Below are 15466 nucleotides of genomic sequence, written 5' to 3'. Positions count from 1 at the left end.
CCATCCCGATATGGCGCGGGAACTTACGACGCTATTTGACAGTCCTACCGTGAATGTGCAGCTCACCTCTGTGCGGCCCTGGGCCGCACCAACAGGACCGGATTCACCGCCGGTTGAAGGAGGGGCATGCGCGCGCATTCATCTGCCCTCACAAGGGGCTTCACGCTCGCCGCGGGGCTCACGCTGGTCACGGCCGCCTGCAGCAGCGGCGGCGGGAGCGGCACCCACAAGAGCAGCTCCGCGGGGTTGTCGTCCTGCAGCACACAGGGCAGGGCGAACACCTGCAACTCGGCCGCCACCAAGTCCGGAGGCACCTTCACGTACACGCTGGAGAAGAACATCCAGCAGTGGAACGTGCGGGACACCAAGGGCAACACCTTCGAGAACGGCGAGGCCCTCGGCGTCGTCCTGCCCCAAGTCTTCGTCCCCAGCCCGACTTCAGTATCGCGCTCAACACCGATCTGGTGACCTCGGCCACCCAGACGAGCACCAGCCCGCAGACGCTCGTCTACAAGATCAACCCGAAGGCGTCGTGGAACGACGGAACGGCCATCACCGCCGACGACTTCGTCTACCACTGGCGCACCGACAACGGCTAGGACTGCCCGCCGCCGCCCGCCAGTGACTCCACCCAGACCAAGGAGACGCCGGACGGCAAGGCGGTCGGGCCGTTCAACTGCCGCTACACTACCGGCAACCAGATCGGGCAGAGCGAGTGCCAGATCCTGCAGAGCGACCTGGCGAACCTCGGCATCAAGATCACCATCAAGCCGATCGGCGCGGCCGACCTCGGTACGGTGCTCGCCGGACACCAGTACGACATCATCGTCTTCGCCTGGGTCGCCTCACCGTTCCCGAGCAGCAACGCCCAGCAGAACTGGGTGACCGGGGGTGGCGGCAACTACGGCGGCTACAGCAACAAGAAGGTCGACGCCCTGGTGTCCCAGGCCGTCGGCGAGACGGACGCGGCGAAGGCGGCCACGCTCCTCAACCAGGTGGACTCGCTGATGGTGCAGGACGCCTACGAACTGCTGCTCTACCAGAAGCCGACGTTCCTGGCGCTGCAGACACGGTTCGTGAACATGCGGGACAACGCCACGAACGTGGGCCCGCCGTACAACACCGCCGAGTGGGGTCTGAAGAAGTAGTCCCCGCACGCGTAGGGGGTTCCGGCCCTGGCAACCCCGGGGCCGGATCCCCGTCAACGGACGTCCATCCCACACCGGTCGGCCTCCGAGAGAAGACCGCATGCTCGCCTACACCGTGCGCCGCATCCTCGTCTCCATCCCCGTACCGATCGCCTCGACGTTCATCGTGTTCCTGGTCGTCGTCAACTCCGGCGACCCGGTGGCCAACTTCGCCACCTCCCGGCAGCCCGCCCCGAGCAAGGCCGCCGTCGCCGCGTTCGCCCGGCACATCCACGTTATCGCCGGGCTGACCTGGGCGTACGTATCCCGGATCGTCCGGTCCACGGTGCTGTCGCTGCGCGAGAAGGAGTTCGTGGAGGCGGCCCGAGCGCTGGGCGCGTCCGACGCCCGGATCATCTGTGCGCAGGGCCTCGATCCGGTGGCGCACCTGCGGGGAACCGCCCCAGTAGGCGACCGCCCGCTCGGCGTCGGCCAGTTCCTCGGGCAGGGGCTGCACGGTGTCGGGCAGCACCCGCCAGTGATACATCAGCGGGAAGCCCCCGAACTGCCCGGCCACCACCCAGTTCGTCGTCATGATGTGTACGGCGAGGTCGCGCCAGGCTCCGAACCCCGGCCCGCCGATGCCGTACTGGCAGAAGGGCGGCAGCTGGAACAGATTGGCCGTGGACCGCACATTCTCCCGCAGTCTCTCCGCGTCCGTGAGCGGGACGCGCTTGACGAAGACCGGGGTGTCGGCGACGTCCAACAGCACGGATCTGCCCCCGATGCCGGAGCCGAGGGGCCGGCCCGCAGCGACCAGTTCTGCCAGTTCGTGGTCGCTGCACAGGGCCAGGGACGTGGAGACGTCGCTGTGCGCGGCAGGCGCACAGCGCGCGACATGTCCAGGGGCTTCACGTCCCTCGAGAACGTCTCAGCTTCCCGCGTAGTTCCGCAGGAACAGCGCCTCCGCGACCGACAGGCGCTCCAGCTCGTCCGGCGAGACGCTCTCGTTCACCGCGTGGATCTGCGCCTCCGGCTCGCTCAGGCCGATGAGCAGGATCTCCGTCTGCGGGTACAGCGAGGCGAGCGTGTTGCACAGCGGGATGGAGCCGCCCATGCCCGCGTACTGCATCTCCTGGCCCGGGTAGGCGACGGCCATTGCCTCGGCCATCGACGCGTACGCGGGGCTGGAGGTGTCGGCGCGGAACGCCTGACCCTGGCCTATCTGCTCGGTGCTGACGCGCGCGCCCCACGGTGTGTGCGCCTCCACGTGGGCGTGGAGAAGCTTGGTCGCCTCCGCCGCGTCCATGCCCGGCGGCACGCGCAGGCTGATCAGCGCACGGGCGGCCGCCTGCACGGACGGGGTCGCGCCGACGACCGGCGGGCAGTCGATGCCGAGCACGGTGACGGCCGGACGTGCCCAGACCCGGTCGGCGACGGTGCCGGAGCCGATCAGCTCCACGCCGTCGAGCACCTTGGCGTCCTCACGGAACGCGTCCTCCTCGTACTGCAGGCCGTCCCACCGCGCGCCGCCGATCAGCCCGTCGACCGTCGTCGAACCGTCCTCGGCCCGCAGCGAGTCCAGTACGCGGATCAGCGCGGCCAGCGCGTCGGGGGCGGCGCCGCCGAACTGCCCCGAGTGCAGGTTGCCTTCCAGGGTGTCCACCTGGACACGAACGAGGGTCATGCCGCGCAGGGTCGTGGTGACCGTCGGCAGGCCGCACCGGAAGTTGCCGGCGTCCCCGATGACGATGGTGTCGGCGGTCAGCAGCTCCGGGTGTTCCTCGGCGTACCGCTCCAGGCCGCCCGTGCCCTGCTCCTCCGAACCCTCGGCGATCACCTTGATGTGCACCGGCACGCCGCCGTTCGCCTTCAGCGCACGCAGGGCGAGCAGATGCATGATGAGGCCGCCCTTGCAGTCGGCGCTGCCGCGTCCGTACCAGCGGCCGTCGCGCTCGGTCAGCTCGAACGGCGGCGTCACCCAGGCCGCCTCGTCCAGCGGCGGCTGCACGTCGTAGTGCGCGTACAGCAGGACCGTCTTCGCGCCCTCGGGCCCGGGCAGGAAGCCGTACACCGACTGCGTGCCGTCCGGGGTGTCGAGCAGCGCCACGTCCTGGAAGCCCTCGGCACGCAGCGCGTCGGCCACCCAGTTCGCGGCGCCCTCGCTCTCGCTCCGGGGATATTGGTCGAAGTCCGCCACCGACTTGAAGGCCACCAGCTCGGTGAGCTCCGCCTTCGCCCGGGGCATGAGCGAGGCGACGGTCTCGGCGACCGGATTCGACGACATGGGCACGCTCCTTGTAGGTGCGACGTTGTACTTCTGTGTACAGGTGATCGTGTGGCGCGTACGCGCGTACTGGTGTGCAGGGCGCATACGCTGCCGATCCTCCCACAGTGGCCTGCGGCGATGCCCGCCGTAGGATGCGGGAGACACGTGCGGAAGACGGCTGGACTGGGAGCAGTAGACCATCGTGAGCAGCGAGAACTCTTCGGCGGACGACGGGCAGCGGGTGTGGGACGTCGTCGTGGTGGGCGCGGGGCCCGCGGGGGCCTCGGCCGCCTATGCGGCAGCGGTCGCGGGACGCAGCGTCCTGCTGCTGGAGAAGGCGGAGCTGCCCCGCTACAAGACATGCGGCGGCGGCATCATCGGCCCCTCGCGCGACGCGCTGCCGCCCGGCTTCGAGCTGCCGCTCCAGGACCGGGTGCACGCGGTCACGTTCTCGCTCGACGGCCGGTTCGTGCGCACCCGCCGCTCCAAGCAGATGCTGTTCGGACTGATCAACCGGCCCGAGTTCGACCAGCAGCTGGTCGAGCACGCCCAGAAGGCGGGCGCCGAGCTGCGCACGGGCGTCACGGTCTCGCGCGTCGAGCAGCACGGGTCGGCCGTACCGGACCGGCGCACCGTCGCGGTGGTGTTGCAGGGCGGTGAGACCGTGTTGGCGCGGGCGGTCGTCGGCGCCGACGGCAGCGCCGGCCGGATAGCGGCGCACGTCGGCGTGAAGCTCGACCAGGTCGATCTCGGCCTGGAGGTGGAGATCCCGGTGCCGGAGACGGTCGCCGAGGACTGGCAGGGACGGGTGCTCATCGACTGGGGTCCCATGCCCGGCAGTTACGCATGGGTGTTCCCGAAGGGGGACACGCTCACCGTCGGTGTGATCTCCGCGCGCGGCGAAGGCGCGGCCACCAAGCGGTACTTGGAGGACTTCATCGCCCGCCTCGGGCTCGCCGGCTTCGAACCGGCCATCTCCTCAGGCCACTTGACGCGCTGCCGCGCCGACGACTCGCCGCTGTCGCGCGGTCGGGTACTGGTGTGCGGCGACGCCGCGGGACTGCTCGAACCCTGGACCCGCGAGGGCATCTCCTTCGCACTGCGCTCCGGGCGGCTCGCGGGGGAGTGGGCGGTTCGGATCGCCGAGGCGCACGACGCCGTGGACAGTCGACGCCAGGCCCTGAACTACGCCTTCGCGATCAAGGCGGGGCTCGGCGTCGAGATGAGCGTCGGCAAGCGCCTGCTGACCGCCTTCGAGCGTCGGCCGGGCATGTTCCACGCGGCGATCACCAGCTTCCGGCCCGCCTGGAAGGCCTTCGCGGGGATCACGCGCGGTTCGACCTCGCTCGGCGAGCTCGTCCGCACCCACCCGATGGCCGGGCGAGCTCTGACCGCGCTCGACCGGTAGGGCGGGACGGGTCCGCCCTCCGGGGTCACCGCTCGACCGTGATCCGGAACACCGGGTGGTCGGGGGCGATGCGGCGCAGCTCGTCGTTCGACGAGTCGGGGCCGACGCCGTTGAAGAAGACGCCGACCTCGGCCTTCCAGCGCTTGAGGTAGGCGCGCAGCAGCGGGACCTTGTCGTCGTCGGCGATCTCGGTCGCGGTGAACGTGTCCACGTTCTTGCCGAGGCGCAGCTCGCCGCCCCCCGCCGCCCGCATGTTGTGCGTCCACTGGACATGGCCGCGGGGGGCGACCAGGTACTGCTGCCCGTCCACGGTGAGCAGATTGACCGGGGTCGTGCGCCACTCGCCACTCTTGCGACCGCGCACGGCGAGGACCCTGGAACCCCAGACACTGATGCCGCGGCGGGTTATCCAGGCGACGGCACGGTTGAAGACGTTCACGGTGAACCAGCCCGGCTTCTGGACGTGCGTGGACATGGTGACCCCCATCGGTTGTGAGAGCGCTGCTCCCTTTTGTGAGCACCGCTCTCGCTTGAGAACAGTCTGCAGCAGATCGGTGATCCGAAGCAAGAGCAGCGCTCTCTAATTTGTTCGGTGCTCTCTTTTGTGTGCACTGCTCTGATAACGTGGCACACTGCCCGGCATGAGTACCGCACGAGGGGCACGGGCCCGAGCCAGGATCGAGGTCACCGCGGCCATCAAGGACGAGGCGCGCAGACAGCTAGCGGCGGAGGGCGCCGCCAAGCTCTCGCTGCGGGCCGTGGCCCGTGAGCTCGGCATGGTCTCCTCCGCCCTGTACCGCTACTTCCCCAGCCGTGACGACCTGCTGACCGCGCTCATCATCGACGCGTACGACTCCCTCGGCGAGACCGCGGAGTCGGCGCACGCCGAAGTCGCCGACGCCGGTCCCCGGGACCGCTGGATCGCCGTGTGCGTGGCGGTGCGCCGGTGGGCGCTGGAGCATCCGCACGAGTACGCGCTGATCTACGGTTCGCCCGTGCCCGGGTACACCGCGCCGGAGACGACCATCCCGGCCGCCGCCCGTGTGGGCCTGCTCCTGATCGGCATCGTCCGCGACGCGCATCAGGGTCAGGGGGTGGCCCGTCCGCCGTTGCCCGCAGACCTGAAGGCCGAGGCGCAGCGGATGACCGCCGAGCTCGCGCCCGACCTTCCGCCCGAGGTGGTCACGGCGCTCGTGGCCGCCTGGGCGCAGCTCTACGGGCTGATCGGCTTCGAGCTGTTCGGGCAGTTCAACCGGGTCGTGGAGGACCGCGAGACCTTCTTCCGGCACGCGGCGGATCAACTCGCCCACGGTGTGGGACTGGTCTTCCCCCGGCCGACCGGCACGACCGCGACCAACAGCGTCAGCGGCAGGGGGACGGGTTCCGGCGGGGCGAACGGCGTCTGAGGGCCGGGACGGACCTCGCCGCCGACCAGCGTGCGGCGGCAAGCCCGGCGGTACTCCGCGGGGAGTACGCCTGATCACCTCGCCCGGCGGACGCCCAGGACGCCCTGTCCCGTCTAGCGTGGCGGTCATGGAAGAGCAGCGCACTCCCCGGTCCCCGGCGTGGGGCGGTCCACCCCCGTGGTGGCGGCACGGGCCGTCCGGGTGGAGCCGCTGGGACGGCGAGGAGCGCGGTGCCCACTGGCCGTGGCGCTCCACGCTGCTGCTGACCGTCTTCGTGCTCGTCGGGTCCCATTTCGCGGCCCACTCGCAGGCGGGCGACCGAGCTCACCTGGACTCCTTCGCGCGGGCGCTGCTGCTGGTGGGGTCGGGCACGCTGCTGTGGCGGCAGCGACAGCCGGTGCTCGTGGCTTTCGGCACGGCCGCCGTCGCCATGGTCTATCTGGGCGCCGGATATCCGTACGGGCCCGTCTTCCTCATGGTCGCCCTGGGCTGCTTCAGCGCGGTCGTCGCCGGACACCGCAGAGCCGCCTGGACGGCGGTCGGGATGTTCTGGGTCGGGCATGTGCTGGTGGGGCACTGGCTCTACCGATGGCTGCCGCCTCCGGGGGACCAGCCTGCCTCCTGGGGGCAGGAGGGCATCATCGCCACCTGGATCGTGGCGATCGTGGCGCTGTCGGAACTGGTCCGCGTACGCCGTGAACAGTGGGCCCGCGAGCGTGCCGAGCGTGCGCGGGCCGCCGAGCGGCGCGCCGACGAGGAGCGGCTGCGGATCGCCCGTGAGCTGCACGACGTGCTGGCGCACAGCATCTCGGTCATCAACGTGCAGGCGAGTGTCGGCCTCGCGCTTCTCGACTCGGACCCCGAGCAGGCGCGCACGGCGCTCACCACCATCAAGGCGGCCAGCAAGGAGGCACTGGGCGAGGTCCGCCAGGTGCTCGACACACTGCGTGCGCCGGGGGAGGCGCCGCGGGCGCCCGCGCCCGGACTCGACCGGCTCCCCGAACTCGTCGAACAGGCCGCGGGGGCGGGCCTGACGGTCGAGATCGAGGGCGAGGTCCCGACGCTTCCGCCCGGCACCGATCTGGCCGCCTTCCGCATCGTCCAGGAGGCGCTCACCAATGTCGTACGGCACTCGGGATCGCGGCACGCGCGCGTGCGCCTCGAATCCGCGGAGGGAGCACTGCGGCTGCGGATCGACGACGACGGCCCCGCGACCGGCGCGGACGCGGGTGGCAGCGGCAACGGGCTCGCCGGAATGCGGGAGCGGGCCGCGGCCCTGGGTGGCACGATCGAGGCGGGCCCGCGCGACGACGGAGGCTTCCGTGTGCTGGCCGTACTGCCGCTGAGGGCGAAGGAGGACCGGTGATCCGCGTACTGCTCGCCGACGACCAGTCATTGGTCAGGGCAGGCTTCAAGGCGCTGCTCGACGCGCAGCCGGACATCGAGGTGGCCGGCGAGGCGGCCGACGGCGAGGAGGCCTTGCGCGAGGTGCGCGAACTGCGCCCCGACGTCGTCCTGATGGACATCCGGATGCCCCTGCTCGACGGCCTCGCCGCGACCCGCCGCGTCACCGACGACGCCGACCTGAAGGACGTCAAGGTGGTCATGCTCACCACCTTCGAACTGGACGAGTACGTCTTCGAGGCGATCCGCTCCGGAGCCTCCGGGTTCCTGGTCAAGGACACCGAGCCGGAGGAACTCCTGCGCGCGGTACGGGCGGTGGTCGAGGGCGACGCCCTGCTCTCCCCGGGGGTGACGCGCCGGCTGATCGCCGAGTTCGCGGCCCGCTCCAAGGAGCCCGCGGCCGCCTCCTCCCTCGCCGAACTCACCGAGCGGGAACGGGAGGTGATGGCCCTGGTCGGCATCGGCCTCTCGAACGACGAGATCGCCCGCCGCCTGGTCGTCAGCCCGCTCACGGCGAAGACCCATGTCAGCCGCACGATGGTCAAGCTGGGCGCCCGCGACCGGGCTCAACTGGTCGTTCTCGCCTACGAGTCGGGGTTGGTGCGGCCGGGCTGGCTGGGCTGAGCCGCACCCGCACGCCCGAAGCGAATCAGCACGGTGGCGACCCGCAGGACGAAGAGGACGGCGGCGAGAGTGGCGCCAAAAGCGACCAGTGTCCGCACCGCGGCGCCCGAAAGATCGAGGAACAGCGCCGGTCCGGCCACCGCCCCGAACCCGATCGCCGCCACGAACACGGCGCTGAACAGGGCGTATCCGATCTCGACGGTAACCGCGTCCCGTTGGGCCTGAGTGCGCCGTCCCCTGGTGTCGTTCATCCGTACACGTCCCCCGTCGTTCTCCGTCCGTCGAGTCAAACAGGCGTGCGCCCGGCGGGGCAAGGTCCCCCGCCGGGCACACTCTGGAGGCGTTCCCCCTAGTCGCGGACCGCGAAGCGTTCCGCTTCCGCCTCCTCCTGGAGGGACTTGGCGACGACGATGGACTGCTGCGGACGCCGTGTCCGCAGGCCCGGCAGGGTGATCAGCAGACCCGCGAGGGCGATGCCGGTCACCACGATCAGGCCGGGCCGGTAGCTGTCGAGGACGGCCTGAGGCGAGGAGTCCTCGGAGGAGTTCGCGGTCACGACCGCGGTCACCACGGCCAGGAAGATGGCGCCGCCCACCTGGACCGAGGTGTTGAGCAGACCCGACACCATGCCCTGCTCGTGGTCGTCCACGCCATTGGTGGCCTGGATGTTGAGCGAGGGGAAGACCAGCGCGCAGGCCGCGCCGATCAGCAGCATGGTCGGCAGGATGACCGCCGCGTACACGGGGTCGAGGTCGACGCGCAGGAAGAGCGCGTACCCCACGACCATCAGGGCGAAGCCCACCGCGATGAGCCGTGGGGTCCCGAACCGGTCGACCACGGCCCCCACCTTCGTGGAGGACAGCGCCACGAGCGCCCCGGCCGGCAGGAAGGCGAGCGCGGTGTGCAGGGCCGACCAGCCCAGCAGCGACTGCATGTACAGGGTCACCAGGAACTGGAATCCGACGTACGAGCCGAAGAACGCCATCGCGCCGAGCTGGGCCCGGATCTGGCTGCCGGAGCGCAGCACTCCGAGCCGGATCAGCGGGCTCGGGCTGCGCCGCTCGACGGTCACGAAGACGGTGAGCAGCACGGCTACGGCGAGGAAGGAGAGCAGAGTGCGGGCCGAGCCCCAGCCGACCTCGGGTGCCTGGACGACGGTGAAGACGAGCAGCAGCATCGAGGCGGTACCGATGATGGCACCGGGGATGTCGTAACCGCGGTGATCCTTCTCCCGCCCGCTGCGCGGGATGAGCTTCAGACCCGCGAGCAGCGCGATGACCGCGATGGGCGCGGGCAGCAGCATGGTCAGCCGCCAGCTCGCCTCGGTGAGCAGGCCGGACAGGACGAGGCCCATCGAGAAGCCGGTGGCCGCGCAGGTGGTGTAGATCGAGAGCGCGCGGTTGCGCAGCGGGCCCTCGGCAAAGGTGGTGGTGATGATCGACAGGCCCGCGGGGGCGGTGAACGCCGCGCTCAGACCCTTGATGAAGCGGCTGGCGATCAGCAGTGGACCGGAGTCGACGAGTCCGCCGAGCAGCGAGGCGAGCGCGAAGAGGCCCAGGGCCACCAGGAAGACCTGGCGGCGGCCCAGCAGGTCGGCAGTGCGTCCGCCGAGGAGGAGCAGTCCGCCGTATCCCAGGATGTAGCCGCTGACGATCCATTGGAGCGTCGAGGTGGAGAGATCGAGTTCGGAGCCGATGGACGGCAGGGCGACGCCGACCATCGACACGTCCAGCGCGTCCAGGAACATCGCGGCGCAGAGCACCAGCAGGGTGCCCCACAGCCGAGGGGTCCAGCGTCCCTGGGACGCGGGGTGGGTGAGCGGAGAGGTCATGCCTCGACACTACATGCGTATGCATTCAATGCAAACGCATTTAATTCCGATGCAACAAAGCCGATTCTTTGCTACGGTGCGCCCATGGCGGCGAAGAAGGCCGAGCAAGGGCTCGTGAACCAGTGGCGCGACATCCTCGCGGTGCATGCCCGCACCCTCTGCGAGCTCGACCGCGCGCTGCATCGACACGGCCTCGGCGCCAGCGACTTCGAGGTGCTCGACGTACTGGCCGAGGGCACCGCGTCGGACGGCGGTGCTTCGTACCGCGTCCAGGAGATCTCCGAGCGTGTCCATCTGAGCCAGAGCGCCCTGTCGCGGCTGATCGGCCGGCTGGAGAAGGACGGTCTGGTGACGCGCGGCATGTGCGCGGAGGACCGCCGGGGGGTGCGGGTGTGCCTCACCCCGAAGGGGCGTGAACTGCACAGCGAGGTGCTGCCGCTGCAGCGTGCGGTCCTGACGCGGATGCTGGCGGGCGGCCCGGCCACCGCCTGTGAATGACCGGACCAGGCTCTCACTCACCTCCGGGTCGGCGGACCTGCTTCGCCCCGCTTCGAGTGACCTCGGGCTTCGCCCTCGTCAGCTTCAGGTGATCCCCGATTTCTCCCGCCACAGCTCGGCGAGCGAGGCGTCACCCGTCACGCCGGGGAACGGCGTTCGGTTCCAGAGCGCCAGGTAGATCCGCGCGGCCGGTCCGGCCAGCTCGCAGTCCGCGTCCCCTTGCTCGTCCCGGCCACTGACCGGCGGCTGCGCCGACAGCCGCACGGTCCACACCGCCTCCGCGTCCGTGGCCCGTACCCGCAGGACGCGCGGCTCCTGCGTCCGTACCCTGCTCCTCGAGCGCGCGTGGAACCCGCGCAGCAACTCCTCGATCCCGTCCACCGCGAAATCCGTCGCCACGGCGGTCGGCTCCCCGCCGAGCGCCGACTCGGCGTCGACCCGATGCACGGTCGTCTCGTGGGCCTGCCGCCGTGCCCAGAAGGCGAGCGGCGAGGGGGCCGGCAGAAAACTCCAGCACCGTACGTCGGGCGAGGCGCCGGCCAGCGTGTCGACGAGCCGCCGGTGGCCCTCCCGGAACCAGGCGAGGAGTTCGTGGCCGTCAAGGTCCGGCAGGCCGCCGTCGGGGTGGTACGAGGTGTGCTCCTCGGCGACGAACGCGGCGGCCCACCGGTGCACCATGCCCGTGTGCCGCACGAGATCCCGCACCTGCCAGCCGGGGCAGGTCGTGACCTTGGCGTCGGTTCCCGCCACCTCGGCTGCCGCGGCCAGCAACCGGCCCTCTCTGCCCAGGGTTTCCAGGAAGTACTCAATCTCCATACGCGGAGTCTGCCGGACGGAGCGGGGGCGGGGGAATGCCTCGCCGTCAGCCGATCGTCACGTAATGCCGATCAGCGGCCTTGAGCCGTGCCCTCCCCCTCAGGCGCAGGTCAGCCGCGGCCCACCCCAGTCCGCGTGGTCGTAGTTGATGCCGTCCCCGGAGTCGGTGACGACGAGCCGGAGTTCGAGGCCGCCGGTGAGGTCCGCGGTGAGCGGCTTCGCCGCGTCGGCGCCCGTCACACGGCCGCTGTCCGCGACGAGTGTGTCGTCCCGGTAGAGGCGGAAGACAACGGATCCGTTGCTGCCCCCGGCCTCGTCGTCGACGCCGACGCTCACGGTGAGCCCCGAACAGTTGCCGCCCAGGTAGTAGGCGATGGTGCTTGCGGCATGCGTGCCGAGGCCCTTCGGGTACGCCGTGCCGTTGATCGTGAGGGTGCGGCCGTCCCCGGCGGCCTGCTCGCCGTTGCTTGTGTCGCGCTCCACCGGGCCCCAGCCGCCGGTGGCCGAGGCCCAGGTCAGGTCGCTGAGCGCGTGCGTACCCGCGGCGGGGCCGCTGCCGCACGCGAGCCGGGCGTCGGCCCAGTCGGCGTGGTCGTAGGCGATTCCGTCGCCGCCGTCCGTGACGACGAGTCGGAGCTTCGTGCCGCCGGTGAGATCCGCTGTCAGTCGCAGCGGTGGATCACTGGCCGTCCGCTCACCGCTGTCGGCGACCCTGGTCGCGTCCCGGTAGAGCTGGAAGCCGACGGACCCGCCCGCCGTCGACTCGTCGTCGACCCCGACGTCCACGCGCAGGGACGTGCAGGCGCCGCCCAGGTAGTACGTGATGTCGCTGGCGGCGTGGGTGCCGAGGCCCTTGGCGTACGTCGTGCCGTTGATGGTGAGGGTGCGGCCGTCCCCGGCGGCCTGCTCGCCGTTGCTCAGGTTGCGCTCGACCGGGCCCCAGCCGTTGGCCGCCGAGGTCCACGGCAGGTCGCCGAGCTGGTTGACTCCGGTCGGCGGCGGGACCGGCGTGCCGGGGGTGACGCGGTACATCACCGTGCCGTGCGCCGGCACCGACGCACTGATCGCGCCGATCGTGGTGCTGGTCCGCTTCGACCAGAGGTCCTTGAGCGAGTACGAGGTCGCCCCGCCCAGACCGACGGCCTCCGCGGTGGTCGACACCGTCCTCGTCGTCGTGTTCTCGTTCGTCAGTGTCACCGAACGGCCGCCGTCGGCCAACGGCTTGGACATCACGACGAGACCGCCGGAAGAGGACACCACCGTGCCCTGCCGCCCCAGTATGTCCTGGTCGATGGCGATGACGTCGGTGTTCTTGAGGATGTCCAGCGTCGCCGACGACACATTGCGCAGATCGCTCCCGATCAGCAGCGGTGCGGCCATCTGCGCCCAGAGGCTGAAGTGGGTGCGGTACTCGGTGTCGGTCATGCCGCCGTTGCCGACTTCCAGCATGTCGGGGTCGTTCCAGGCACCGGGTCCGGCGTACGGGGCCAACGGCTGGTCCCGATGGGCGATGCCGATCATGCTGGACCAGGAGTCGGAGATGTCCCCCGTGGTGCGCCACGAATTGCCGTACTGGGCCGCCCAGTTCCAGGGCTGGTTCTCACCCCACTCGCAGATGCTGTAGAGGATCGGCCGGCCGGTGGCCTTGAGCGCGTCGCCCATCGCCTTGTACCGCTGCTTGGCGTCGACGCCGTTGTTGTTGCAGTTGTCGTACTTGAGGTAGTCCACGCCCCAGGACGCCCACAGGTTGGCGTCCTGCTGCTCGTGTCCGAGGCCACCGGGGAATCCCTGGGTGTCACAGGTCTTGGTGCCGGCGCTGGAGTAGAGCCCGAACTTGAGGCCCTTGGAGTGGACGTAGTCCGCAACTGCCTTGATCCCGTCGGGGAAGCGGGCCGGATCGGGCACGAGGTTGCCGCTCGCGTCACGGTTCGGCAGCGCCCAGCAGTCGTCGATGTTGACGTACGTGTAGCCCGCGTCCCTGAGGCCCTGGGAGACGAAGGCGTCGGCGATGCCCTTGACCATGGCCTCGTTGAACTCGGCGCGGCAGTGCGTCGAGTTCCAGTTGTTGAAGCCCATGGGCGGGGTGCGGGCGAGGCCGTTGTCCACGGTGGGCGCGGCGGCAGGCGCGGCCGACGCGGGCTGCGCCGCCATGGCTGTCGAGGCGGCAAGGCAGAGCGCGGCCACGGCCACGGCCAACTGCTTTCTGCGGGGGCGTCGTTCGGCAGACACGTGCGGCTCCGAGGGGGGTGACTGTTGCACACGACCAAACGCGGGCGAACGAAAGCCACCACATTTCAGCTGCATGCCCGGAGCATGTCAATACTTGCGCGGATCCTTGGTCCAGTCCATCCCCGCCCCTTGACGTCCGGTCATGAAATCGGTACGTACTGACAGGGCTTTGGTATGGACCAATCCATCGCGCCCCTCGCACCGACCCGACGCCCCAACCCCCCACTGGAGGCAGCAATGCGAAGACCATTGGCCCTGCTCGCCATGTTCGTCGGAGCGTTCCTTCTGCTCCTGGCGCCCCCCGCCGCCGCGGCTTCCCCGACCGCGGCCTTCTCGAAGACCTCGACCTGGGACGGCGGCTACCAGGGCGCGTACACCATCACCAATGCCGGCAGCACCACGCTGTCCGGCTGGACCGTCGAGTTCGACCTGCCCTCCGGCACCACCGTGGGCTCGTACTGGGACGCGCTGCTCACGCAGAGCGGTGGCCACTACACCTTCAAGAACCGTGAGTACAACGGCTCGTTGGCGCCCGGCGCGACCGCCAGCTTCGGGTGGGTCTCCAGCGGCACCGGTACGCCGACGAACTGCAAACTCAACGGCACGTCGTGCGCGGGCGGTTCCAACGGCGGCGACACCACGCCTCCCGGCGTGCCGTCCGGGGTGACCGTCGGCTCCGCGACCGGTGCGTCGCTGACCGTACGCTGGAGCGCCTCCACCGACGACTCCGGCGCGGTCGCGGGCTATGAGGTCTCCCGCGACGGAGGGGCCCCCGCCGCCGTCACCGGCACTTCGTACACCGCCACCGGGCTTCAGGCGAGCACGAGTTACTCGTTCCGCGTCCGGGCGAAGGATGCCGCGGGCAACACCTCCGCCTACAGCACGGCGGTCAGCGGTACGACCTCCTCCGGCGGCGGCTCCCAGCCGGGCGGCGGTGTGCACACCGCGCCCTACGTCGACATGGGTGCGTGGCCCACGCCGAGCATGCCGGAGATGGCCTCGGCGAGCGGGCTCAAGAGTTACACGATGGCGTTCATCACCGCCTCCGGCTGCAAGGCGATGTGGTTCAACGCCTATGACCCGCGGGACGGTTGGGCCAAGGACCAGATCGACGCGATCCGGGCCGGCGGGGGAGACGTCAAGGTCTCCTTCGGGGGCGCCACCGGCATCGAACTGGCCCAGGCCTGCGGATCGGTGGACGCGCTCTATACGGAGTACAACGCGGTCGTCACCGCCTACGACCTGAAGTACGTCGACTTCGACATCGAGGGCGCCGCCACCGCCGACCCGGCCTCGGTCACCCGCCGATCCCAGGCACTGGCGCGCCTGCAACAGTCTCATCCGGGGTTGCGGGTCTCGCTCACGCTCCCCGTGCTTCCGGAAGGCCTGACCACCGACGGACTGAACGTGGTCAAGTCGGCGCGCGATGCCGGTGTGGACCTCGACGTCGTGAACGTCATGGCGATGGACTACTACCGCGGCGTCGACTACGGCGACGCCGCGATCCAGGCGGCGCAGAGCACCTTCACCCAACTGAAGTCGCTCTACCCGGGCAGGACGGACGCCCAGGTATGGGCCATGGTCGGAGTGACGCCGATGCTCGGCCAGAACGACGACGGCCACATCTACGACCAGGCGGACGCCCGCCAGCTGGTGGCCTTCGCGCAGAGCAAGCACCTCGGGGAACTCGCCTTCTGGGAGTCGACCCGCGACCGCAACGCCTGCTCGGGCGCCCTGTACATGTGCACCAACATCCCACAGGCGCCCTACGAATTCGCCAAGATCTTCGCGGCGTACACCGGCTGACGCGCCGACGCACAGTCGGGCGGTGCCTCCGGGCGGCTTGCGCGCCGG

Annotated in this window: 15 protein-coding genes and 2 pseudogenes; 10 read left to right on the top strand and 7 right to left on the bottom strand. The window is 70.3% G+C overall.

The features are described from left to right. Nucleotides 1-126 precede the first annotated feature (126 nt). The 4 genes and pseudogenes from OG390_RS06535 to OG390_RS06520 form a co-directional block, all read left to right on the top strand. Nucleotides 127-468 carry a hypothetical protein gene (locus OG390_RS06535; protein ID WP_406165758.1) on the top strand — a complete coding sequence of 114 codons (342 nt, stop codon included), beginning with the start codon at nt 127-129 and terminating at the stop codon, nt 466-468. Beyond that, nucleotides 465-599, top strand: coding sequence for a hypothetical protein (locus tag OG390_RS06530; protein WP_406165756.1), 135 nt, complete (start codon nt 465-467; stop codon nt 597-599). The genes OG390_RS06535 and OG390_RS06530 overlap by 4 nt, the downstream gene beginning before the upstream one ends. A 102-nt stretch (nt 600-701) precedes the next feature. Then, nucleotides 702-1148, top strand: coding sequence for a hypothetical protein (locus tag OG390_RS06525; RefSeq protein WP_406177531.1), 447 nt, complete (start codon nt 702-704; stop codon nt 1146-1148). A gap of 100 nt (nt 1149-1248) precedes the next feature. Next, nucleotides 1249-1545: pseudogene (locus OG390_RS06520) on the top strand (ABC transporter permease subunit); the annotation flags it as partial. Nucleotides 1546-1548: 3 nt separating this feature from the next. On the opposite strand, the pseudogene OG390_RS06515 reads toward OG390_RS06520, so the two are convergent. Next, a pseudogene (locus OG390_RS06515) lies at nt 1549-2027 on the bottom strand (protein kinase family protein); the annotation flags it as partial. A gap of 31 nt (nt 2028-2058) precedes the next feature. After that, entirely contained in the window at nt 2059-3414 is a 1356-nt protein-coding gene (locus OG390_RS06510; RefSeq protein ID WP_406165754.1) for a dipeptidase, read from the bottom strand. A gap of 184 nt (nt 3415-3598) precedes the next feature. On the opposite strand from OG390_RS06510, the gene OG390_RS06505 reads away from it, so the two are divergent. Beyond that, nucleotides 3599-4804, top strand: coding sequence for a geranylgeranyl reductase family protein (locus OG390_RS06505; RefSeq protein ID WP_406165752.1), 1206 nt, complete (start codon nt 3599-3601; stop codon nt 4802-4804). 25 nt (nt 4805-4829) lie between these two features. On the opposite strand, the gene OG390_RS06500 is transcribed toward OG390_RS06505, so the two are convergent. Further along, nucleotides 4830-5279: a nitroreductase family deazaflavin-dependent oxidoreductase gene (locus tag OG390_RS06500; protein ID WP_406165750.1), complete on the bottom strand. Its 450-nt coding sequence runs from the start codon at nt 5277-5279 to the stop codon at nt 4830-4832. Between the two features lie 166 nt (nt 5280-5445). Between OG390_RS06500 and OG390_RS06495 the strand changes: the two genes are divergently transcribed. From OG390_RS06495 to OG390_RS06485, 3 genes are all read left to right on the top strand, one after another. Beyond that, a complete protein-coding gene (locus OG390_RS06495) occupies nt 5446-6210 on the top strand; it encodes a TetR/AcrR family transcriptional regulator (RefSeq protein WP_406165748.1) in 765 nt (254 codons plus the stop codon). Nucleotides 6211-6337: 127 nt separating this feature from the next. Continuing rightward, the gene (locus OG390_RS06490; RefSeq protein ID WP_406165746.1) at nt 6338-7576 is read left to right on the top strand and encodes a sensor histidine kinase; all 1239 of its coding nucleotides are present in this window, start codon (nt 6338-6340) and stop codon (nt 7574-7576) included. Then, nucleotides 7573-8238 carry a response regulator gene (locus OG390_RS06485; RefSeq protein WP_406165744.1) on the top strand — a complete coding sequence of 222 codons (666 nt, stop codon included), beginning with the start codon at nt 7573-7575 and terminating at the stop codon, nt 8236-8238. The genes OG390_RS06490 and OG390_RS06485 overlap by 4 nt, the downstream gene beginning before the upstream one ends. On the opposite strand, the gene OG390_RS06480 is transcribed toward OG390_RS06485, so the two are convergent. After that, nucleotides 8199-8489, bottom strand: a complete 291-nt coding sequence (locus OG390_RS06480; RefSeq protein WP_406165742.1) for a DUF6332 family protein — start codon at nt 8487-8489, stop codon at nt 8199-8201. The two genes, OG390_RS06485 and OG390_RS06480, sit on opposite strands and share 40 nt — an antisense overlap. Before the next feature lie 98 nt (nt 8490-8587). After that, nucleotides 8588-10069 (bottom strand): MFS transporter, encoded by a 1482-nt coding sequence (locus tag OG390_RS06475; protein WP_406165740.1) that lies wholly within the window; start codon nt 10067-10069, stop codon nt 8588-8590. 84 nt (nt 10070-10153) lie between these two features. Here OG390_RS06475 and OG390_RS06470 point away from each other — a divergent pair, with 84 nt between their 5' ends. After that, nucleotides 10154-10567, top strand: coding sequence for a MarR family winged helix-turn-helix transcriptional regulator (locus tag OG390_RS06470; protein WP_406165738.1), 414 nt, complete (start codon nt 10154-10156; stop codon nt 10565-10567). Nucleotides 10568-10651: 84 nt separating this feature from the next. Here OG390_RS06470 and OG390_RS06465 read toward each other — a convergent pair whose 3' ends face one another. Then, nucleotides 10652-11383: a maleylpyruvate isomerase family mycothiol-dependent enzyme gene (locus tag OG390_RS06465; RefSeq protein ID WP_406165736.1), complete on the bottom strand. Its 732-nt coding sequence runs from the start codon at nt 11381-11383 to the stop codon at nt 10652-10654. A gap of 99 nt (nt 11384-11482) precedes the next feature. Then, the gene (locus tag OG390_RS06460; protein WP_406177529.1) at nt 11483-13534 is read right to left on the bottom strand and encodes an NPCBM/NEW2 domain-containing protein; all 2052 of its coding nucleotides are present in this window, start codon (nt 13532-13534) and stop codon (nt 11483-11485) included. 315 nt (nt 13535-13849) lie between these two features. On the opposite strand from OG390_RS06460, the gene OG390_RS06455 reads away from it, so the two are divergent. Next, complete coding sequence (locus tag OG390_RS06455) at nt 13850-15418, top strand: cellulose binding domain-containing protein (protein ID WP_406165735.1); 1569 nt, start codon at nt 13850-13852, stop codon at nt 15416-15418. Nucleotides 15419-15466 lie beyond the last annotated feature (48 nt).

The organism is Streptomyces sp. NBC_00996 (genome assembly GCF_045162675.1).
GTDB lineage: Bacteria > Actinomycetota > Actinomycetes > Streptomycetales > Streptomycetaceae > Streptomyces.
The sequence above is the reverse complement of the archived record's forward strand: the minus strand, read 5'-3'. Positions and strand labels throughout refer to the sequence as shown.

Coding starts and splice junctions, on each gene's coding strand:
- OG390_RS06535 (WP_406165758.1), top strand. CDS start 127: ATGCGCGCGCATTCATCTGCCCTCACAAGGGGCTTCACGCTCGCCGCG.
- OG390_RS06510 (WP_406165754.1), bottom strand. CDS start 3,414: ATGTCGTCGAATCCGGTCGCCGAGACCGTCGCCTCGCTCATGCCCCGG.
- OG390_RS06480 (WP_406165742.1), bottom strand. CDS start 8,489: ATGAACGACACCAGGGGACGGCGCACTCAGGCCCAACGGGACGCGGTT.
- OG390_RS06465 (WP_406165736.1), bottom strand. CDS start 11,383: ATGGAGATTGAGTACTTCCTGGAAACCCTGGGCAGAGAGGGCCGGTTG.
- OG390_RS06455 (WP_406165735.1), top strand. CDS start 13,850: ATGCGAAGACCATTGGCCCTGCTCGCCATGTTCGTCGGAGCGTTCCTT.
- OG390_RS06460 (WP_406177529.1), bottom strand. CDS start 13,534: ATGGCGGCGCAGCCCGCGTCGGCCGCGCCTGCCGCCGCGCCCACCGTG.
- OG390_RS06470 (WP_406165738.1), top strand. CDS start 10,154: ATGGCGGCGAAGAAGGCCGAGCAAGGGCTCGTGAACCAGTGGCGCGAC.
- OG390_RS06500 (WP_406165750.1), bottom strand. CDS start 5,279: ATGTCCACGCACGTCCAGAAGCCGGGCTGGTTCACCGTGAACGTCTTC.
- OG390_RS06475 (WP_406165740.1), bottom strand. CDS start 10,069: ATGACCTCTCCGCTCACCCACCCCGCGTCCCAGGGACGCTGGACCCCT.
- OG390_RS06495 (WP_406165748.1), top strand. CDS start 5,446: ATGAGTACCGCACGAGGGGCACGGGCCCGAGCCAGGATCGAGGTCACC.
- OG390_RS06490 (WP_406165746.1), top strand. CDS start 6,338: ATGGAAGAGCAGCGCACTCCCCGGTCCCCGGCGTGGGGCGGTCCACCC.